General features: G+C 73.1%; 9 protein-coding genes. 3 read left to right on the forward strand and 6 right to left on the reverse strand.

Annotated elements, in window-relative coordinates; all coding sequences use genetic code 11:
• Positions 1-4 precede the first annotated feature (4 nt).
• The 5 genes from rfbH to AB5J50_RS05620 all read right to left on the reverse strand — a co-directional run bounded on the left by rfbH (position 5) and on the right by AB5J50_RS05620 (position 11,096).
• Positions 5-1,300: a lipopolysaccharide biosynthesis protein RfbH gene (gene rfbH / locus AB5J50_RS05600; RefSeq protein WP_369255446.1), complete on the reverse strand. Its 1,296-nt coding sequence runs from the start codon at positions 1,298-1,300 to the stop codon at positions 5-7.
• A gap of 4 nt (positions 1,301-1,304) precedes the next feature.
• On the reverse strand, positions 1,305-2,255 hold the full coding sequence (locus AB5J50_RS05605) for an NAD-dependent epimerase/dehydratase family protein (protein WP_369255448.1): 951 nt from the start codon (positions 2,253-2,255) through the stop codon (positions 1,305-1,307).
• The gene (locus AB5J50_RS05610) at positions 2,252-3,442 is read right to left on the reverse strand and encodes a nucleotide disphospho-sugar-binding domain-containing protein (protein ID WP_369255450.1); all 1,191 of its coding nucleotides are present in this window, start codon (positions 3,440-3,442) and stop codon (positions 2,252-2,254) included. Before AB5J50_RS05610 ends, AB5J50_RS05605 begins: the two co-directional genes overlap by 4 nt.
• A 16-nt stretch (positions 3,443-3,458) precedes the next feature.
• Complete coding sequence (locus AB5J50_RS05615; protein ID WP_369255452.1) at positions 3,459-9,965, reverse strand: acyltransferase domain-containing protein; 6,507 nt, start codon at positions 9,963-9,965, stop codon at positions 3,459-3,461.
• A 93-nt stretch (positions 9,966-10,058) separates the two neighbouring features.
• Entirely contained in the window at positions 10,059-11,096 is a 1,038-nt protein-coding gene (locus AB5J50_RS05620; protein ID WP_369255454.1) for a ketoacyl-ACP synthase III family protein, read from the reverse strand.
• A 220-nt stretch (positions 11,097-11,316) separates the two neighbouring features.
• Here AB5J50_RS05620 and AB5J50_RS05625 point away from each other — a divergent pair, with 220 nt between their 5' ends.
• Genes AB5J50_RS05625 through AB5J50_RS05635 form a run of 3 tightly spaced genes read left to right on the forward strand, consistent with a single transcriptional unit; the run spans position 11,317 to position 14,210 of the window.
• Entirely contained in the window at positions 11,317-12,246 is a 930-nt protein-coding gene (locus tag AB5J50_RS05625) for an ATP-binding cassette domain-containing protein (RefSeq protein ID WP_369255456.1), read from the forward strand.
• Positions 12,243-13,049 (forward strand): ABC transporter permease, encoded by an 807-nt coding sequence (locus AB5J50_RS05630; RefSeq protein WP_330302520.1) that lies wholly within the window; start codon positions 12,243-12,245, stop codon positions 13,047-13,049. The genes AB5J50_RS05625 and AB5J50_RS05630 overlap by 4 nt, the downstream gene beginning before the upstream one ends.
• A 12-nt stretch (positions 13,050-13,061) precedes the next feature.
• Positions 13,062-14,210, forward strand: coding sequence for a nucleotide disphospho-sugar-binding domain-containing protein (locus AB5J50_RS05635; protein WP_369255459.1), 1,149 nt, complete (start codon positions 13,062-13,064; stop codon positions 14,208-14,210).
• Positions 14,211-14,240: 30 nt separating this feature from the next.
• Here the strand turns inward: AB5J50_RS05635 and AB5J50_RS05640 are convergent, their stop codons facing one another.
• Entirely contained in the window at positions 14,241-17,432 is a 3,192-nt protein-coding gene (locus AB5J50_RS05640; protein WP_369255461.1) for a BTAD domain-containing putative transcriptional regulator, read from the reverse strand.
• Between the last annotated feature and the right edge of the window lie 24 nt (positions 17,433-17,456).

The raw sequence follows: 17,456 nt of genomic DNA on the forward strand, positions 1-17,456 counted from the left end.
CCGGTCAGGCCGCGGCCACGAACTCCCGTATCGACGCGACCATGTAGTCGACCATCTCCGGGGTGATGCCGGGATACACGCCGATCCAGAACGTCGCCTCGGTGGTGACATCGCTGTTGGTCAGTTCCCCGACCACCCGGAAGTTCCGCCCCTCATAGGCGGGATGGCGGGTGAGGTTGCCCGCGAAGAGCCTGCGGGTCCTGATCTTCCGGTCCTCCAGGAAGGTCACCAGGGCGCTGCGGGTGAACGGCGCGTCGGGCAGCACGGTGAGCACGAAGCCGAACCAGCTGGGGTCGCTGCCGGGCGTCGCCTCGGGCAGCAGCAGGCCGGGAACGCCGTGCAGCCCCTCGCGCAGCCGCTGCCAGTTGCGCCGCCGCGCCGTGCCGAACTCCTCCAGCCGGCGCAGCTGGCTCAGGCCGAGCGCCGCCTGCACGTCGGTGGTCTTGAGGTTGTAACCGACGTGCGAGAACACGTACTTGTGGTCGTAGCCCTGCGGCAGCGTGCCGAAGCTGTAGTCGAAGCGGCGCAGACAGCGGTTGTCCTCGCCGGGCTCGCACCAGCAGTCGCGCCCCCAGTCCCGCATGGACTCGACGATCCGCGCGAGCGCCAGATTGCCGGTCAGTACACAGCCGCCCTCGCCCATCGTGAGGTGGTGGGCGGGATAGAAGCTGACGGTCGACAGGTCGCCGAAGGTGCCCGTGAGGCGTCCTTGGTAGTACGAGCCGACGGCGTCGCAGTTGTCCTCGACGAGGAACAGGTCGTGCCGGGAGGCGAGTTCGGCGATCTCGGCCGCCTGGAAGGGGTTGCCGAGCGCGTGCGCGACCATGATGGCGCGGGTGCGCGGTCCGATCGCCTCCTCGATCCGCTCCAGCGTCGTGTTGTACGTGCCCAGTTCGATGTCGACGAAGACCGGGACCAGGCCGTTCTGCAGGACGGGGTTCACGGTCGTCGGGAAGCCCGTGGCCACCGTGATCACCTCGTCGCCGGGGACCAGGCGGGCGTCCTCCAGCTGCGGCGAGGTGAGGGCGCTGAGCGCGAGGAGGTTGGCCGAGGAACCGGAGTTGGTCAGATGCGCCTTGCGCACCTTCATGGCGCGGGCGAACCGGCTCTCGAAGGTCCGGGCGCGCGACCCGGCGGCGATCGTCATCTCCAGAGCCGCTTCGACGAAGGCGACCCGGTCCTCCTCGTCCAGCACCGCACCCGAGGTGAGGATCGCCGTCTCTCCGGGGACGAAGCTCTCCTCGGTCTGCTCCTGGTGGAATTTCCGGGTCAGTTCCAGCATTGCGCTGCGTATGTCCATCGGCTCAGTCAGGCCCTTCCTCGGCGTTGGTGATGGCCTCGCTCCACATCGCCTCGACCGTCGAGGCCAGGCTGTGCCGGGGGCGCCAGCCGAGCAGCCGCTCGGCGAGCCCGGTGTGTACGGCGAGCCAGTGGACCCCGGCGCTGCGCCCGCCGGCGGAGCCCTCCTCGACGACCGTGGCGGGCACGCCGCTCACGGAGACGAGCAGGTCCACCAGCCGGCGCACGCTCACGGCCGTACCGCTGCCGATGTTGACCGCCCGTCCGACGACGGGAGCGGTCGCGGCGGCGGCCACGGCATCGGCGAGGTCGCGGCAGTCCACGAAGTCGCGTTCGGCGGTGAGCGGCGCGAGCCGTATCACCGCGGGTTCGCCGCGCAGGGCGGCGGTGCGCAGCTCGGCGGCGACCCGGCCGAGCAGACCGGCGCGCGGCAGCCCGGGCCCCGCGCACGTCGTCGCGCGGAGCACCACACCGTCCAGCAGACCCGCCCGGGTGGCGTCGAGGACGGTCCGGCTGCCCAGCAGTTTGGTCCTGCCGTACGCGGTCGACGGGTTCAGCGGCGCGTCCTCGGTGAGGTGGTGGCCTGGCTCGGGCATCGCGTACTCGAAGACCGAGCCGAGGTGCACCACGCGCACCCGGTGCGGCACCTTCGCCACCGCGTCCCGCAGCCGTTCCACGAGCACGACGTTGGACTCGTCCAGGGCTCGGTCGTCGTAGTTCCACACCGCCCCGGCGGCGTTCACGACGACGGTCGCGCCATGGTCGACGAGTACGTCGGCGAGCGCGGCCGGCGGTCCGCCGACGAGGTCGACCCGGGCGGAGGGCACACCGGGCGCGGGGCGGCGGGCGACCGACAGGACGTGGGCGCCGCGGGCGGCGAGGGCGGCGCAGATGTGCCGTCCGAGGAAGCCGCTGCCGCCGACGACCACGGCGTTCACGGTGCCGGGCGCGTTCACGACGCCCCGAGTTCGGCCGCCAGGACGCCCGGGGACGGCAGCGCCGCCGTCTCCGAGCGCACCCGCTCTGCGGCCTCCCTGTAGGGCTCGGGGGCCGCAAGCATCTCGGTGGCCGTCTTCAGCAGCAGTTCGGTGCTGTCGAGACGGTCGAGCATCGCGCCCGCGCCGCCGCGCACGATCCCGTGGCCGATCTCCGTGCAGATCGGTGAGGGCGGTACGACGAGTTGCGGGACGCCCAGGACGACTGCGGTGAGCGCGGTGCCCGCGCCGCCGTGGTGGATCACGAGGTCACAGGTGGGCAGCAGCATGCGGAACGGGATCCCGCGGGCGACGCGCACCTGGTCCGGCAGCCCTTCCTCCGCGACGGGACCGCTCGGCGCCAGGACGATCTCGGCCTCGGTGGCCGCCAGTGACGCCAGGGTCAGCGCGAGGACGTCGGGCCCGCCGGGGTCGCGGTAGCGGGCGCCGGCGACTCCGGCGGTCACACAGACCCGGGGCCGGCCGCGCTCTGCGAGCCAACCGGGCTGGAGGCCCGAGCCGTTGTACGGCACGCACCGCATCGGCAGCCGCCTCACCGGGCGGCCGTCCGGGGGCCGCAGCGAGGGCGGGCACGGGTCGACCCAGCCGACCGGCTCGGTGACATCGGCGCCGTACCGCTCGAAGAGTTCGAGGTAGGCGGGCAGTGGTTCCGCGTCGGAGTCACCGGTCGGCGGGTGCAGTGTGCTGCCGATCTCCCAGCCGTGGCCGACCGCGGGCACCCCGAGCACGGCACCGAGTACGGGTCCGGCCATCGAGAGCACGTCATGAACGATCAGGTCGGGGCGCCACCAGCGGCCGAAGGCGATCAGGTCGTCCAGCATCAGGCCGGCCACGGCACACTGCTTCTCGTACAGCGCGCGGATCACCCGGCGTTGCCCGGTGTCCAGCAGATCGAGGTCGGCCGACCATCCGCTGGGCCAGCGGGCCGGGCGCCCCCAGGCCGCCAGCTCCGGCGGCTTGGGCAGCCCGGCGATCGCGGCCTGGTCGCCGGCCTCGACGGCGGACAACCCCGCCTGGGTGATGGCGTCCTGGCAGGACGGCGGGCCCGCGACCCGTACCTCGTGTCCGGCGGCCTGGAAAGCCCAGGCCAGTGGGACCATCGGGAACAGATGCCCCGGTGCGGCCCAGGTGGTCAACAGCACTCGCATGGTCCACGCCTCCCCGTCACGACCCCGTGCCGGCCGTCACATCGGCCGCCAGTTCGCCCGCGAGTTCGCTGATGGTCTGGCCGCCCAGCATCTTGGCCATCGACATCGTCACGCCTAGTTCCTCCTGCACCCGGGTGCGCACCGCGACCGCCATCAGCGAGTCCATGCCCTGCCGGTTCAGCGGGCGGTTCCTGCTGACCTGATCGAGGGGCAGTCCCAGCACTTCCGCGATCTTCCGGGTCAGGTACTCGCCCATGTCCCGTCCGCCGGACGCGGGTTCGGGTTCGGGTTCGGGCTCGGGCTGCGGCTCGGGTTCGACGTGCGGCGCGGTCGCCGGGACGGGGGCGTGCCGGTCCGCGGGCGGCGTCGGCACGGCGGCGGGCAGGTCGCGGCCGAGCACCTCCGTCAGGAGCGCGGCCGATGCCGCCTCCGGGTAGGTGGCGGCCCAGCGTTCCCAGTCGGCCGGCATCACCATGGCCTCGGTCGCGTCCTCGGCGAGCAGCCGTTCCAGGATGCGCAGGCCCTGCGCCGGAGTGAAGGTGGCGATGCCGGCCGGCGCCAGCGGACGGCCCTGTTCCTGGTCGAACTTCGCCGCGAGGCCCGCCTCGGACCAGAAGCCCCAGTTGACCGACAGGGCGTGCAGTCCGGCCTGCCGGCGCCACCGGGCGAAGGAGTCGAGCGCGGCGTTCCCGGCCGCGTACGCGCCCAGCAACGGGGAGGCGAGGATGGAGGATCCGGAGGAGAACAGGACGAAGAAGTCCAGCGAAGCGCCGTCGGGGGCACCATCGAGCACGTTGTGCAGTGCGAGCGCGCCGTCCCCCTTGGGCCGCAGCGAGCCCGTGAGTTCCTCGCGGGTCGTCTCGTCGAGGCTCTTGAACAGGACCACTCCGGCGGCGTGGACGACACCGCGGACCGGTGGCAGCCCGGCGGAAGCGCGTCGCGCGAGGACGTCGCGGAGGGCAGACTCGTCGGCCACGTCGAGCGCCTCGTAGTCGGCCCTGACCCCGCGGCTTCGCAGGCCCTCCAGACGTACGTCGGGCGATCCGTCCGCGGCGAGCGGGGTCCGGCCGAGCAGGAGCAGTTCCCGCGCTCCCCGGTCGGCCAGCCAGTGCGCCACCTCCAGTCCCAGGCCGCCCAGTCCGCCGCTCACGAGGTAGGTCGCGTCGGAGCTGATCCGCGGGTGTCCGGCGCCGCTCGCGGCGGGCGTCCGCCCGCGTCGCCCTGCGGGGCGCTCGGCCCGCGGTTGTTCCTCGCTGCCGTCCAGGGCGACGAGCACCTTGCCGGTGTGCCGCGCCGCGGCCATCTCCCGGTAGGCGTCGCCTGCCCGCGCGGCCGGGAAGACGCGGTACGGCAGCGGGCCGAGCTCACCCGCCGCGACCAGCCGCAGTGCCTTGGCCAGCACCTCGCCGACCATCCGCGGCCGGCGCTGGAGCATGTCCACCACGTCCACCACGGAGAAGGAGACATTGCGCAGCAACGGTCGCAGGTCGATCGGGGTGCCCGCGTAGAGGTCGCGTTTCGTCAGCTCGACGTAGGTGCCGTGCGAGGCGACCAGGGAGAGGTTCGCCGAGATCGCATCCTGCCCGCTGAGCGTGTTGAGGACGGCGTGCACCCCCTCCCCCAGCGTCGCCTCGCGCACCATGTCCGCGAACGCGAGCGAGCGCGAGTCGGCGACGTTCCGGACGCCCATCGCGCGCAGCAGGGCGCGCCGTTCGGGGCTGCCGGCGGTGGCGTAGATCTCCAGGTTCCTCCAGCGCGCGAGCTGGAGTGCGGCCATGCCGACCCCGCCGGTGGCGGAGTGGATGAGCACCCGGTCGCCCTCGCGGAGTCCGGCGACGTCGAACATCGCGTGGTAGGCGGTGACCAGGGCGATGGGCAGTGTCGCGGCCTCCGCCGCCGACAGTCCCGCGGGACGACGGGCCACCATGTGCGCCGATGTCCGTACGTACTGGGCGAGGCCGCCCTCGACGACGGCGACGACCTCGTCGCCCTCGCGGACCGAGGTGACCTCGGCGCCGACCGCGGTCACGGTGGCGCTGCACTCGAGTCCGAGCGGTGCTCCCGCGGAGTCCGGCAGGGCCCCCAACGCGAGGAGTACGTCACGGTAGTTGAGCCCCACGTGGTCGACCCGGAGCTCGACCTCGCCGGGCCCGGGTGCGGTCCGTTCGGCGGGGGCGAAGCTCAGTTTGCCGAGAACTCCCGGTGCCTCGACGGACATCCGAAGGTTCTGCGAGGGGCCGGTCGCGGCCGGACTCGGCCGGCTCTCCCGGCGCCAGGGCCGGCGCACCAGCCGGGCGGCGAGCCGGGTGCCGGCGCGCAGCGCGATCTGGTCCTCGGTCCCGTCCTCGGTGAGCTCGCCGAGCAGGGCGTCGGCGCCGTCCGCCGCGCCGAGGTCCACCAGCCGCACGGCCCATCCGGGGTGCTCGCGGGCCATCGCCCGGGCCATTCCCCAGACGGCGCCGTGGGCCGGTGCCTGGACGCGGTCGGTGTCGACGGCGGTCTGCGCGCCCCGTGTGACGAGCCAGTACCCGGCGATGCCGGCCCGCAGTCGGCCGGAGGACTGGGCGAGGCGCAGTACGTCGTGGCAGGCGTGGTGGGCGGGGCCGTCGTCGAGGCTCCACAGGTGGACGAGCCGCCACGGCGCGGACCGGTCGAGCTCGCTCAGCAGCCTGCGGTAGTCGTCCGGGGAGCCGGGGTCCAGTTCGACCGCGGTGTCGCTCAGCCGGCGATAGCCGGCACCGGCGGACACCCGTACGCAGGTCCGCCCCGCCGCGGTCAGTCGCTCGGCGAGCGCGGTCCCGACGCCGTGCCGGTCCGCGAAGACCAGCCAGGGGCCGTCCGGGAGTTCCCCTCCGGCGCGGCGCGGCGCGGGCCGCCAGTCGAGCTCGTAGAGCCACTCTGACAGTTCCCGGTCGTCGTCCGGCGTGCTGCCGTGGCGTGTGCGCGGGTTCGCGTCGCCCGGCCGGACGCCTTCGCGTTCCAGGTAGCGCAGCCGTACGCCGTGCAGTTCGGCGAGGACCGTGCCGTCCTCATCGGTGACGGTGATGTCCCCGACGTAGGAGACGTCGTCCCGGGACGTGCGCACGGCATGGCTCCACAACGGTCCCCGGGGGCTGCCGTACAGACTGACCCGGTCCATGCTCGCCAGCACGAACACCTCGGACGCGGCGCCGTCCTGCCCGGTGACAGTGGCCGAGAGGACCTGGGCACAGGCGTCCAGCAGGGCGGGGTGGAAGATCTGCGCGTCGTCCGTCGTACGCAGTGCGGGCGGCGTCTGGACCCGGGCGAGCGCCTCGCCGTCCCTGCGCCACAGTTCGGTGATCCCCTGGAACGCCGGACCCCAGATGTTGCCGCTGCGCGCGGAGTCGGCGTAGAAGTCCGCTCCGCTCCAGTGGCCGGTGGCCCGTTCGCGGGCCGCCGACCGGGACGCCAGGGTGTCGTCCGCTGTACGCGGCGCCGGGCCGTCGGTGAGGATCCGCGCCGTGGCGTGCACGATCATCGGCTCGCCGTCCACGCTGCTGCGGACCTCGATACGCGGATCCGGTGAACCGGCCCCGCTGATCCGCACCTGGACGAGCGGCTCTTCGCCGGGGCGCAGGAACATGGCCCGGTGGCAGCCGAGTTCGGTGAGGGCCGGCTGGTGGGGTGCGAGCGCCTCGCGGGCCGCCGCGGTCATCATCTCCACGTACGCGGTGCCGGGCAGCAGGGCGGCGCCCTGCACCTGGTGGTCGGCAAGGTAGGCGTTGGTGCCGGCGAGGTCCAGCCTTCCCTCCCGGACGAGGTCGGGCCCGCTCGTCCGCCGTGCGCCCAGCAGGGGATGCCCCGGGGCGGCCGCCCCGCGCACGAGGGGCGTTCCGGCGGGCCGGCTCGGCGTGTACCAGTGGCTGCTCCGCTGCCAGGGGTACTTGGGCAGCCGTACCGGGCTGCCCTCATGGCCCAGGCTGTGCCAGTCGACGGGGACACCCGCCGTGTACAGCGTGGCCACGGCGTCCAGCAGGGTCGCGCGCTCGGGTTCGTCCCGGCGCAGCGAGGGCACTACCACGCCGGCGTTCTCCCCGGCCAGGGAGAGGCATTCGAGCACCGCGGGCACGAGCACCGGGTGGGGGCTCATCTCGATGAAGAGCGTACGTCCGGTGTTCAGCAGCCCTTGCACCACGGGACCGAAGCGCACCGGTTCCCGCAGGTTCAACGCCCAGTAGCCGGTGTTGAGCTGGGAACCGTCCAGCACCTCGTCGAGAACGGTGGAGTGCAACGGGACGCTGCCGGAGCGGGGCCGTACGAAGGAGAGCTCTTCGAGGAGCTGCTCGCGCAGGGGATCCATCTGGGGGCTGTGCGAGGCGACGTCCACCTTGATCGGCTGGCCGAAGACGTCCCGCTGCTTCAGACGGTCCAGGATCTCCTCCAGCGCTCCCGGGTCGCCCGCCAGCACGGTGGAGGTGGGGCCGTTGATCACGGCGACGGACACCCGGTCGGCGTGGTCGGCGATCTCCCGCTCCGCCTCCTCGGCGGTCAACTCGACGAAGGCCATGGCTCCTTGGCCCGCGACCTGCCGCAGGAGACGGCTGCGCCGGCAGATCACGGCCGCCGCGTCCTCGACCGTCAGCGCGCCCGTCACGCACGCCGCGGCCGCCTCGCCCATGCTGTGCCCGACGACGGCGTCGGGCTCGACTCCCCAGGACCGCCACAGGTGTGCCAGGGCCACTTCCATCGCCCAGAGCGTGGGCTGGATGACGTCGATCTCGGTGAGCGGCGCGTCGTCGGCGATACGGTCCAGGACCGACCAGCCTGTCTCGGCCCGTACCGCCTCGTCGCAGCGCGTCAGGGCCTCGCGGAAGGCCGGCGAGGTGGCGAGCAGTTCCCGGCCCATGCCGACCCACTGGGAACCCTGGCCGGGGAAGACGAAGACCGTTCGGACGGGCTTGTCCTCGACGTCGTCGGCCGTGCGGCCTGCCCCCGAGGGGAGCGCTCCGTCGCCGAACGCCCGGAGGGCTTCGGCGAGTTGGTCGTGCGAGCTGCCCACCACGGCGACCCGGCTGTCGAGGTGCTGCCTGCGGGTGGCGGCGGTCGCCACGATGTCCCGGAGCGGGATCTCGCGCCCCGCGCCGTCCGGGCCGAGGAAGTCGGCCAGGTCCGCGGCCGCCCGGCGCAGCGCGGCCGGGCCACGGGTGGACAGCGGCAGCAGCACCGGGCCGGTCTCGTCCTCGGCGTCCGGCGCCGGCTGCGTCTCCTTGGCCTCGGGCGCGGCGGGCGTGTGCTCGGCCAGGACGACGTGTGCGTTGGTGCCGGAGATACCGAAGGAGCTCACTCCGGCGAGCCGCGGTCCCCGCGCTTCCCAGACGGCGGGCTCGCGCTGGACGACCAGCGGCAGCTCGTCCCAGTCGACGGAGTCGGTCAGGGTCTCGGCGTGCAGGCTGGCCGGAATCCGCCCGTGCTTGACGCACAGGGCGGTCTTGATGAGCCCGGCGAGTCCGGCGGTTGCCTCGGTGTGCCCGATGTTGGTCTTCACCGAGCCCACCCGGCACGGCTCGCCGGCGGGGCGGTTCTCGCCCAGGACGCGGGCCAGCGCGGTCAGTTCGACGCGGTCGCCGATGGCGGTGCCGGTGCCGTGGGCCTCGACGTAGCCCACCGCGGCGGGGTCGGCGCCGGCGTTGCGGTAGGCGGAGCGCAGGGTCCTCTCCTGGCCCTCCACCGAGGGGGTGAGCAGATAGCCGCTGCCTTCGCCGTCGCTGGTCACGGCCGAGCCGAGGACGACCGCGTAGATGTCGTCGCCGTCGGCCTCCGCCTGGTCCAGCCGCTTCAGGACGACCGTCGCGATGCCGTCGCTGCGCACGAAGCCGTCCGCGGCGGGCGACGCGAACTTGCACCGGCCGTCGGGTGCCAGCATTCCGGCCTGGGAGAAGGTGATGCTCGGCTCCGGCTGCAGGACCAGGTTGACACCAGAGGCCAGGGCGAGGGACGACTCGCCGTTGCGCAGGCTCTCGCAGGCCAGGTGCACCGCCGTCAGGGCCGACGAACAGGCCGTGTCGAGCGTCAGACTGGGCCCGCGCAGATCGAAGGCGTACGAAACCCGGCCCGAGGTGACCGCGCGGGTCGTGCCCGTGTTGGCATAGATGTCGAGGTCGCTCTCACGGCTGAGCAGGTCCCAGTAGTCGGCGGTGAGCTGGCCGACGAAGACGCCCGTGCTGCTGCCGGCGAGGGTGTCGGCGGCGATCCCGGCGTCCACCAGCGCGTCGTACGTCGTCTCCAGGAGCAGGCGCTGCTGCGGGTCCATGTGCGCCGCTTCCTTGGGCGCGACCCCGAAGAAGACGGCGTCGAACTCGTCTACGTGGTCCAGGAATCCGCCGTACCGCGTGCTGATCTTCCCGGGCTTGACGGGGCCCGGTTCGTGGAACGCGTCGACGTCGAAGCGGTCTGCCGGAACCTCGGAGATCACATCGCGTGACGCGCGGAGCAGCGACCAGAACGCGTCTGCTCCGCGCGCGCCGGGAAAGCGGCACCCGATACCGACGATGGCGATGGGCATGGTCGAACGACCGTCGGACGGCGAGTCGGCCATCACAGAGCCTTTCTGCTAGCGGGGAGCGTGGTGCGGAATCCTGGGTCCGGTGTCCGGAGGTCAGTCGAGCCAGGAGGGCCGGGAGACGATCTCCAGCACGGCGCTGCCGAGGGTCATGCCCGGGCCGAGCCCGGCGAGCAGGACGTGGTCTCCGGGGCCGAGTTCACCGTGGGACAGCAGCCGGTCCAGGGAGACGAGCTGGTCGCTCGGGCCGATGTGCCCGATGTGCCGGCCGATCTCCCAGGTGGAGGTGGACATCGGGATGCCGAGCGGATCGAGCAGCCACATCTGGGTCGCCAGCCGTGCGTAGTTGACGTAGGCGACACGCGTGATGTCGGAGCGGCCGATGCCGGCCTCTTCGAGGCTGCGGTCGATGAGTTCCAGCTGGACCTTGGCGGACAGCATCATCGCCTCGGAGCTGGCCTGCTCGGTCTCCTTGTACGCCGTCGCTCGCAGCCGGAAGTCCAGAGGGGCGCGTTGCAGGGAGGTGCCGGGGAACAGGGGCTCGCTGCCGCGGTACATGCCCTCCAGGTCGGGGACGCCGCCGGTGTTGACCGACAGCAGCCGTGCGAACCCCGTGCCCCTGCCCAGGGTGAGGGCCGACGCGCCGTCGCCGAGGATGACGCCGGGGAAGGACCTCCAGCGGTCCACCACGGGGGACGACCAGTTGTCCGCGGAGGTGAAGAGCACCGTGCGCCGTGACGCGTCGCCGCGCAGGAAGCCGACCGCGACCTCCAGGGCGGTCAGTCCGCCGAGGCAGCCCATGGTGAGCTCCCAGGCGGGGCCGGTGCCGCCCACCGTCTTGCGTTGGATGTACGAGGCGGGCCGCCAGCCCTCCGGCCCCTGCCAGGACGAACCGGCGTGCACCAGGAGGTCCACGTCGGACAGATCCGAGCCGCGGCGCTCCGCGAGCTGCCGCACCGCGCGGACGGCCATCTCCGCCGGCGCCTCGTCGGGGCCCGCGACCCGTGCCGCGAGCAGTCCGTTCTCCTCGAAGTCCACGGCTTCGTAGAGCCCTTCGCGTACCGCACGCTCCGCGCTGTAGGGCTCGGGGAGCCATGTCCCCAGTGCATCGATGTAGATGTCGCCGACTCGCACGCAGGCCTCCCGGCACGGTCCCCTCAATGTCCGGGTCAGACTCACCCGGACCACTCAAGCGGGGCTGGAACGTCGATCGAGGGCTGCCGCCCACACTCGCGTCAGGCCCGTGTCAGCCGCCTGTAAGTGCCGCTCCCTAGCCTCCGGACCCGACCCCCCTCCCCACGGGCTCTCCCCACGGGCTGCCCTCAGGGGAGGGAAAGAGAAGGGAAACAGACCTGTGACAGCCGCGATTGAGGCCGCCGGCCTGGCCAAACGCTTCGGCGAGACGGTCGCGCTCACTTCCGTGGACCTTGCGGCCGAGCAAGGCACCGTGCTGGGCCTGCTCGGTCCGAACGGGGCCGGCAAGACGACGGCCGTACGCATCCTCGCCACTCTGCTGCGCCCGGACGGCGGGCAGGCCTTCGTCCACGGGCACGATGTGGCGAAGGCCCCGGACCGGGTCCGCGACATCATCGGCCTGACGGGGCAGTACGCCTCCGTCGACGACACCCTGACCGGCGTCGAGAACCTGGTGTTCCTGGGCCGGCTGCTCGGCCGGTCGCGGGCCGACTCCCGGCGCACGGCGCTGAGCCTGCTGGAGCGCTTCGGTCTCACCGATGCCGGCGACCGCACCGCCAAGACGTACTCCGGAGGTATGCGCAGGCGTCTGGACCTGGCGGCCTGTCTGGTCGGCGACCCCAAGGTGATCTTCCTGGACGAGCCGACGACGGGCCTCGACCCCAACGCCCGTGACCAGCTGTGGGAGATCATCCGCGGGGAGGTGCGCCGAGGGGTGACCGTCCTGCTCACCACGCAGTACCTGGAGGAGGCGGACCAGCTCGCCGACGACATCGTGGTCATCGACCACGGCTCCGTCGTGGCTCGAGGCACGCCGGAGATCCTCAAGCGCGAGGTGGGCCGGCCCACGCTCCAGGTACGCCCGCTGGACGGCGCGCACCTGGACCGGGTGGCGGCCATCGTGAGCGAGGTGACCGGCGGCCATACGGTCGAAGGCCAGGCCGTCACCTCCCGGGTGAGCGACACGGCGGCCCTGTACGCGGTCGTGCGGCGCCTGGACGAGGCCGGGATCGCGGTCACCGAACTGTCCATCCGCGAGCCGAGCCTCGACGAGGTGTTCAAGCAGCTGACGACGGGAGCACCGGTATGACGACCATCGCCGAACCCACGGACCGGGTGGCCCGTCGCCGCGGACCGGCCGCGGCCGTGCAGCAGAGTGCCACGGTCGCCTGGCGGCAGCTGGTGCAGATCAAGCACAGTCCGGAGACGCTCGTCGAGGTCGGCATCCAGCCGGTCATCTTCGTCTTCCTGTTCGCCTTCGTCCTCGCGGGTCAGATGGCCGGCTCGCGCCACGCGTATCTGCAGTTCGTGGTCCCCGGGCTGATCGTGCAGAGCACCGTCCTGGTCACCGCGCGCACCGCGATCGGGATGAACACCGATGTGACGAAGGGGCTGTTCGACCGCTTCCGCAGCCTGCCGATCTCCCGTACCGCACCGCTGATCGGCAGGATCTTCGCGGACTACGTCATGCTCGTGTGGTCGGTGGTGCTGCTGCTGGCCTTCGGGATGCTGCTGAGCTTCCGGATCGAGACGAGCTGGGGTCAGCTGATCCCGATGTTCCTGCTGCTCCTGGTGTTCTCGTTCGCACTGTCCTGGGCGTCGGTGCTGGCCGGGCTGCTGGCCAAGGATCCGGAGAATGTGCAGGCGCTGGCCTTCGGGATCATGCTGCCGCTGACCTTCATCAGCGACGCCTTCGTCCAGGTGGAGACCATGCCGGGGTGGCTCCAGGCGATCGTGAAACTCAACCCGGTGTCCATGCTGGCCGATTCGATCCGCGGTCTGCTGGTCGGCGGTCCGGTGGGCGAACCCGTGACGAAGACGCTGATCGCGTCGGCCGTCCTCTTCGTGGTGTTCGCCCCGCTGGCACTGCGCGCCTATCACCGCGAGCGGTAAGGGAGTTCACGTATGAGGGTGCTGATCGTCGCGCTGGTGCCGAGTCATCTGATGTCGATGGTGCCGGTCGCCTGGGCCCTGCGGGCGGCCGGGCACGAGGTCCTGGTCGCGGGCGGCGCGCCCGTGGCGGAGCGGGCGGCGGCCGCCGGGCTGTCGGCGGCCGTGGTGAGCGAGCCGCCGGGCCGGCGCGTCCGGCGCTCGGCGGCGCCCTCGGGGCTGCCCGGGGCGGGGCCGGACTGGACACTGCTTCAGGAACGCTGGCGGCAGCGGGTCGACGGCGTCCTGGACGAGCATCTGGACGTTGCCCGTGACTGGCAGCCGGATCTGCTCCTGGTGGATCCGATCGAGTTCAGCGGTCTGATCGTTGCGGCCGCGCTGCGGGTCCCGGCCGTGGTGCACCGCTGGGGGCCCGACCGCATCAGTTCGCAGTCGATTCCGCGGGCCGTCGAGGCACTCGCCGAGGTGGCGGCCCTGCGCGGGGTCGACGGCGGTCCGGCGCTGCCCTCGATGGTGCTCGACCCGTGCCCGCCGAGTCTGCAGTGCACGGACGCGGCGGCCGCGCAGCCGGTGCGGTTCGTGCCGTTCAACGGGGCGGGTACGCCGCCCCGTTGGGCTCAGCGGCCGCGTTCGGGGCGCCGGCTGTGCGTGTCGTTCGGCGGCGAGACACCGATGCTGACCCAGCCCGCGGTGTGGGACGCGCTGATCCGTGAACTGGCCGCCGTATCCGACCTGGAGTCGGTCGTCACCGCCGTGCCCCAGGACGCGGGCGCCCTGCCCGCCGCCGTGCGCGCGCCCGGGCAGGTGCCGCTGGACCTGTTCCTCGGCGACTGCGACGCGCTGCTGCACCACGGCGGCGCGGGAACCGCCCTGACCGGTCTGGCATTCGGTGTCCCGCAGTTGATCGTCGCCCAGCCGAATCCCTCGTGGGCGGCGGTCGGCGAGCGGATCGCGGCGCGCGGTGCCGGCGTGGTGCTCGACCTGGACGCGGCCCTGCGGGCGGAGTCCACGGCGGGCCTGCGCGCGGCGGTGGAGGAGGTGCTGTCCGCGCCCGGTTACCGCGCCGCGGCCGAGGCCCTCGCCGACGAGATCCGCCGGCTGCCCGCGCCGAGCGCGGTGGTGCCCCTGCTCACGGAGCTGGCGGCGACGCCGGTCGGCCGCTGAGCCGGACCTCCGTCCGCGCCCGGTCCCCGCTCACCGTGCCGACGGAGGTGCGAGCCGTCCGCCGAGGCCCGCGATCAGTGTCTCGGTCTCGTCCGCGGACACGGCCCGTGCGGCCCCGTACCGGTCGTCCCCGAGCGCCAGCCGGGTCGCCCGGGCGACCCGGTGGACGTCGGGGTCGGCGTCGAGCTGCTGGCCCCGGACGTCCGCGGCGGTGTGCAGGAGGACCGCCGCGGACTTGGGCTCGGCCTGGGCGAGGGCGATGTCCGCGGCGAGGACCAGTACACGGGCCGTCAACTGGGCGTCCTCGACCTGTCGGGCGAGGTCCAGCGCGGTCGTACAGGCCTGAAGCGCGGCCGGTAGCCGGCCTTCGGCGACGGCCAGGTGTCCCTGGCTGGTGAGGACGGCGGGACGGTGGCCGACGCCCTGACCGTGGGCCATGACCTCGGCGAGGGCGCGGTCGAGCAGCCGGCGGGCCTCGGCCGGTCGGCCGGCGCTGCGGCGCAGGTCGCCCAGGACGTGGTGGGCGACGCCCAGCACCTCGCCGAGGCCGAGCCGGAACGCCTCCGCCGCGGCCTCTTCCAGAGTGGCTTCGGCCCGGTCGGGGCTGCCGGTCCTGGCGTGCTCCACCGCGAGGCGGACCATGAGCATCGGCCGGTCTTCGGCGACCCCCAGCTCGGTGACCGCGCGCAATGCCTCCTCCAGCGCGCTCATCGCGCCCACATGGTCGCCGCGGGCGCTCTCGGACTCGGCCAGCGCGGTGAGCGTGTACGTCAGTCCGAGGCGCTCGCCGAGCGTACGGAACCCGTCCAGCGCGGCGAGGAGTTCGTCCCGTGCGGCGTGCGGCTGCCCGGCGTTGGCGAGCATCCGGGCGCCGAGCATCCGGGCGAACGAGCCGATCCAGGGGTCCCCGTGGCCGGTGAGTCCGCGCAGCAGTTCGCTGACCAGTTCCGGCGTTCCGGAGGCGAGGGAGCCCAGGACCGAGGCGGCCACCAGGACCGGGTGGTCCTTTTCCGCCTCCGCCAGGTCCTGGATCAGGGCCAGCGCCTCGAAGAGGTACGCGACGCCTTCCTCCTGCCCGAGCAGGGCTCCGTGCTGAAGTCCTCCGATGGTGCAGACGATCGCCCGCTCCCTGGGCCGGGTCCCGCACGGCACGGCGAGTGCGCGGCGCGTCCATTCCGTGCCCTCCGCGCGCCGCCCGCTGAGCAGCCAGAACCATTCCAGCGCGGCGACCAGGCGCAGCGGCAGTTCGGGCTGCCCGGTGTCGACGGACCACCGAAGGGCCGCGTGGAAGTCGTCCAACAGGCCGGTCAGCGCGGTGAGTTCGGCGGGCTGTCCGATCCGGCGCAGTTTCGGCTCGGCGGTCTCGGCGATCGACAGGAGCGCCTGGGCGTGCCGCAGTCTCGCCCTGTCCTCGTCGCCCGCTGCGGCGAGCTGCTCGGCGGCGTAGAGCCGTACGGTCTCGGGCATGCGGTAGCCGATGCGCCCGTCGGTCTCCTCCGTCTGCACGATGGACTTGGCGACGAGTGAGGACAGCGGGGTGTCGAGGTCGTCGCCGGGGAGTCCGTCACCGGCGACGACCTGCTCGATCAGCGGGAGGTCGACGCGGCCCGCGAAGACGGCGAGCCGCCGGGCCAGGGTGCGCTCGGTGTCGTCCAGCAGGTCCCAGCTCCAGTCCATCACCGCCCGCAGGGTGCGCTGCCGTCCGTCGGCGGGATGTCCTTCGGGTCCCAGGAGCCGGAACCGGTCGTCGAGGCGGTCGCGGATCTGCCCGACGGAGAGGGACAGCAGCCGGGCTGCGGCGAGTTCGAGGGCCAGCGGCAGTCCGTCCAGCGCGCGGCAGATCGCGACGACCGGCTCCGCGGTGTGCCCGTCCAGCGCGAAGGCGGGGCGCACGGCGGTGGCGCGGTCGACGAAGAGCCGTACCGCGGGGCTGTCGGGGGCGTCGGCGGTCCGCCGCGGCAGCGCCAGCCCGGAAAGGTGGTGCAGTCGCTCGCCGTTGACGCCGAGGGGCTGCCGACTGGCCGCCAGGACACGGAGGTTGGGGCAGCGGGCGAGCAGGGCCGCGGTGGTCTCGGCGACCATGTCGGCGAGGTGCTCGCAGTTGTCGAGGACGAGCAGGACGCGTTCCTCGGCCAGCAGGCTCGTCAGCCGGCGCAGTACGGCACCCCGCGCGGCCTCGAATCCGGGGGCGGAGAGAAGTCCGCCCTCGCCGGCGCCCGTGGCGTCCAGGATGGTGCGGGGTATGTTCACCGGGTCGGTGACGGCGGCGAGTTCGACCAGGCAGACGCGGTCGGTGCCGCGGGCGTCGACACGGCGGGCCGACTCCAGGGCGACCCGGGTCTTGCCGACGCCGCCGGGGCCGACGACGGTGACCAGCCGGGCGCGGGCCAGGAGTTCCCGGATCCGTTCGACATCGGCTTCCCTGCCGATCAGTTCGGTGAGCGGCACGGGCAACCGCGCTTCCCGGAGGGGCTGTTGGGACGACGGCGGTCCTTCACCGCGCAGGACGTCCAGATATGCCTGGTGGAGTTCGGCCGAGGGGTCGATTCCGTACGCCTCGACGAGCTGGGCCCTCGCCTCCTCGTAGACGGCGAGGGCCTCGGTCTGCCGCCCCGCGGCCTGGAGCGCCCGCATCAGCTGGACGCGTAACTTCTCCCGGAAGGGGTCCTCCGAGACCAGTCCCGCGAGTTCGGCGACGAGTCCGGCGCCGCCACCGCCCGCGATCTCGGCGTCGACGCGGTCCTCCCTCGCGCGCCGTCTGAGCTCTTCCAGACGGGTGGCGTGGGCGCGTACGACCCGTGTGGGGGTCAGTCCGGCCAGGGCCGGGCCGCGCCACAGTGCCAGGGCGTCGCCCAGCAGTGCGGCGCGCCGCTCGTGGCCGCGGGCGGCGCCGACGGCCAGGACGAGTGATTCAAAGCGCAACGCGTCGACCTCGTCGCGCCCGACGACCAGCCGGTAGCCGGTGGGGCTCGACTCGACGACGAGTCCGGGCAGGGCCCGCCGGAGCCGGGAGATCAGGGCCTGGAGCGCGTTGTCCGGGGCGGACGGCAGGGTGTCGTCCCAGAGCGCTTCGAGGAGGTCCGCGCGGGCCACCTCCCGGCCCGCGGCGAGCGCCAGGACCGCGAGGAGGGTCTGCAGCCGGGCTCCGCGCACGTCGGCGGTCCCGTCCGGGGCGCTTACCCGCAGCGGTCCGAGCACACTGATGGCGGCACCGGCTGGCATGCCTTCATTGTGCCGCAGGAGCCA

The organism is Streptomyces sp. R35 (genome assembly GCF_041053035.1).
Lineage (GTDB): Bacteria > Actinomycetota > Actinomycetes > Streptomycetales > Streptomycetaceae > Streptomyces > Streptomyces lutosisoli.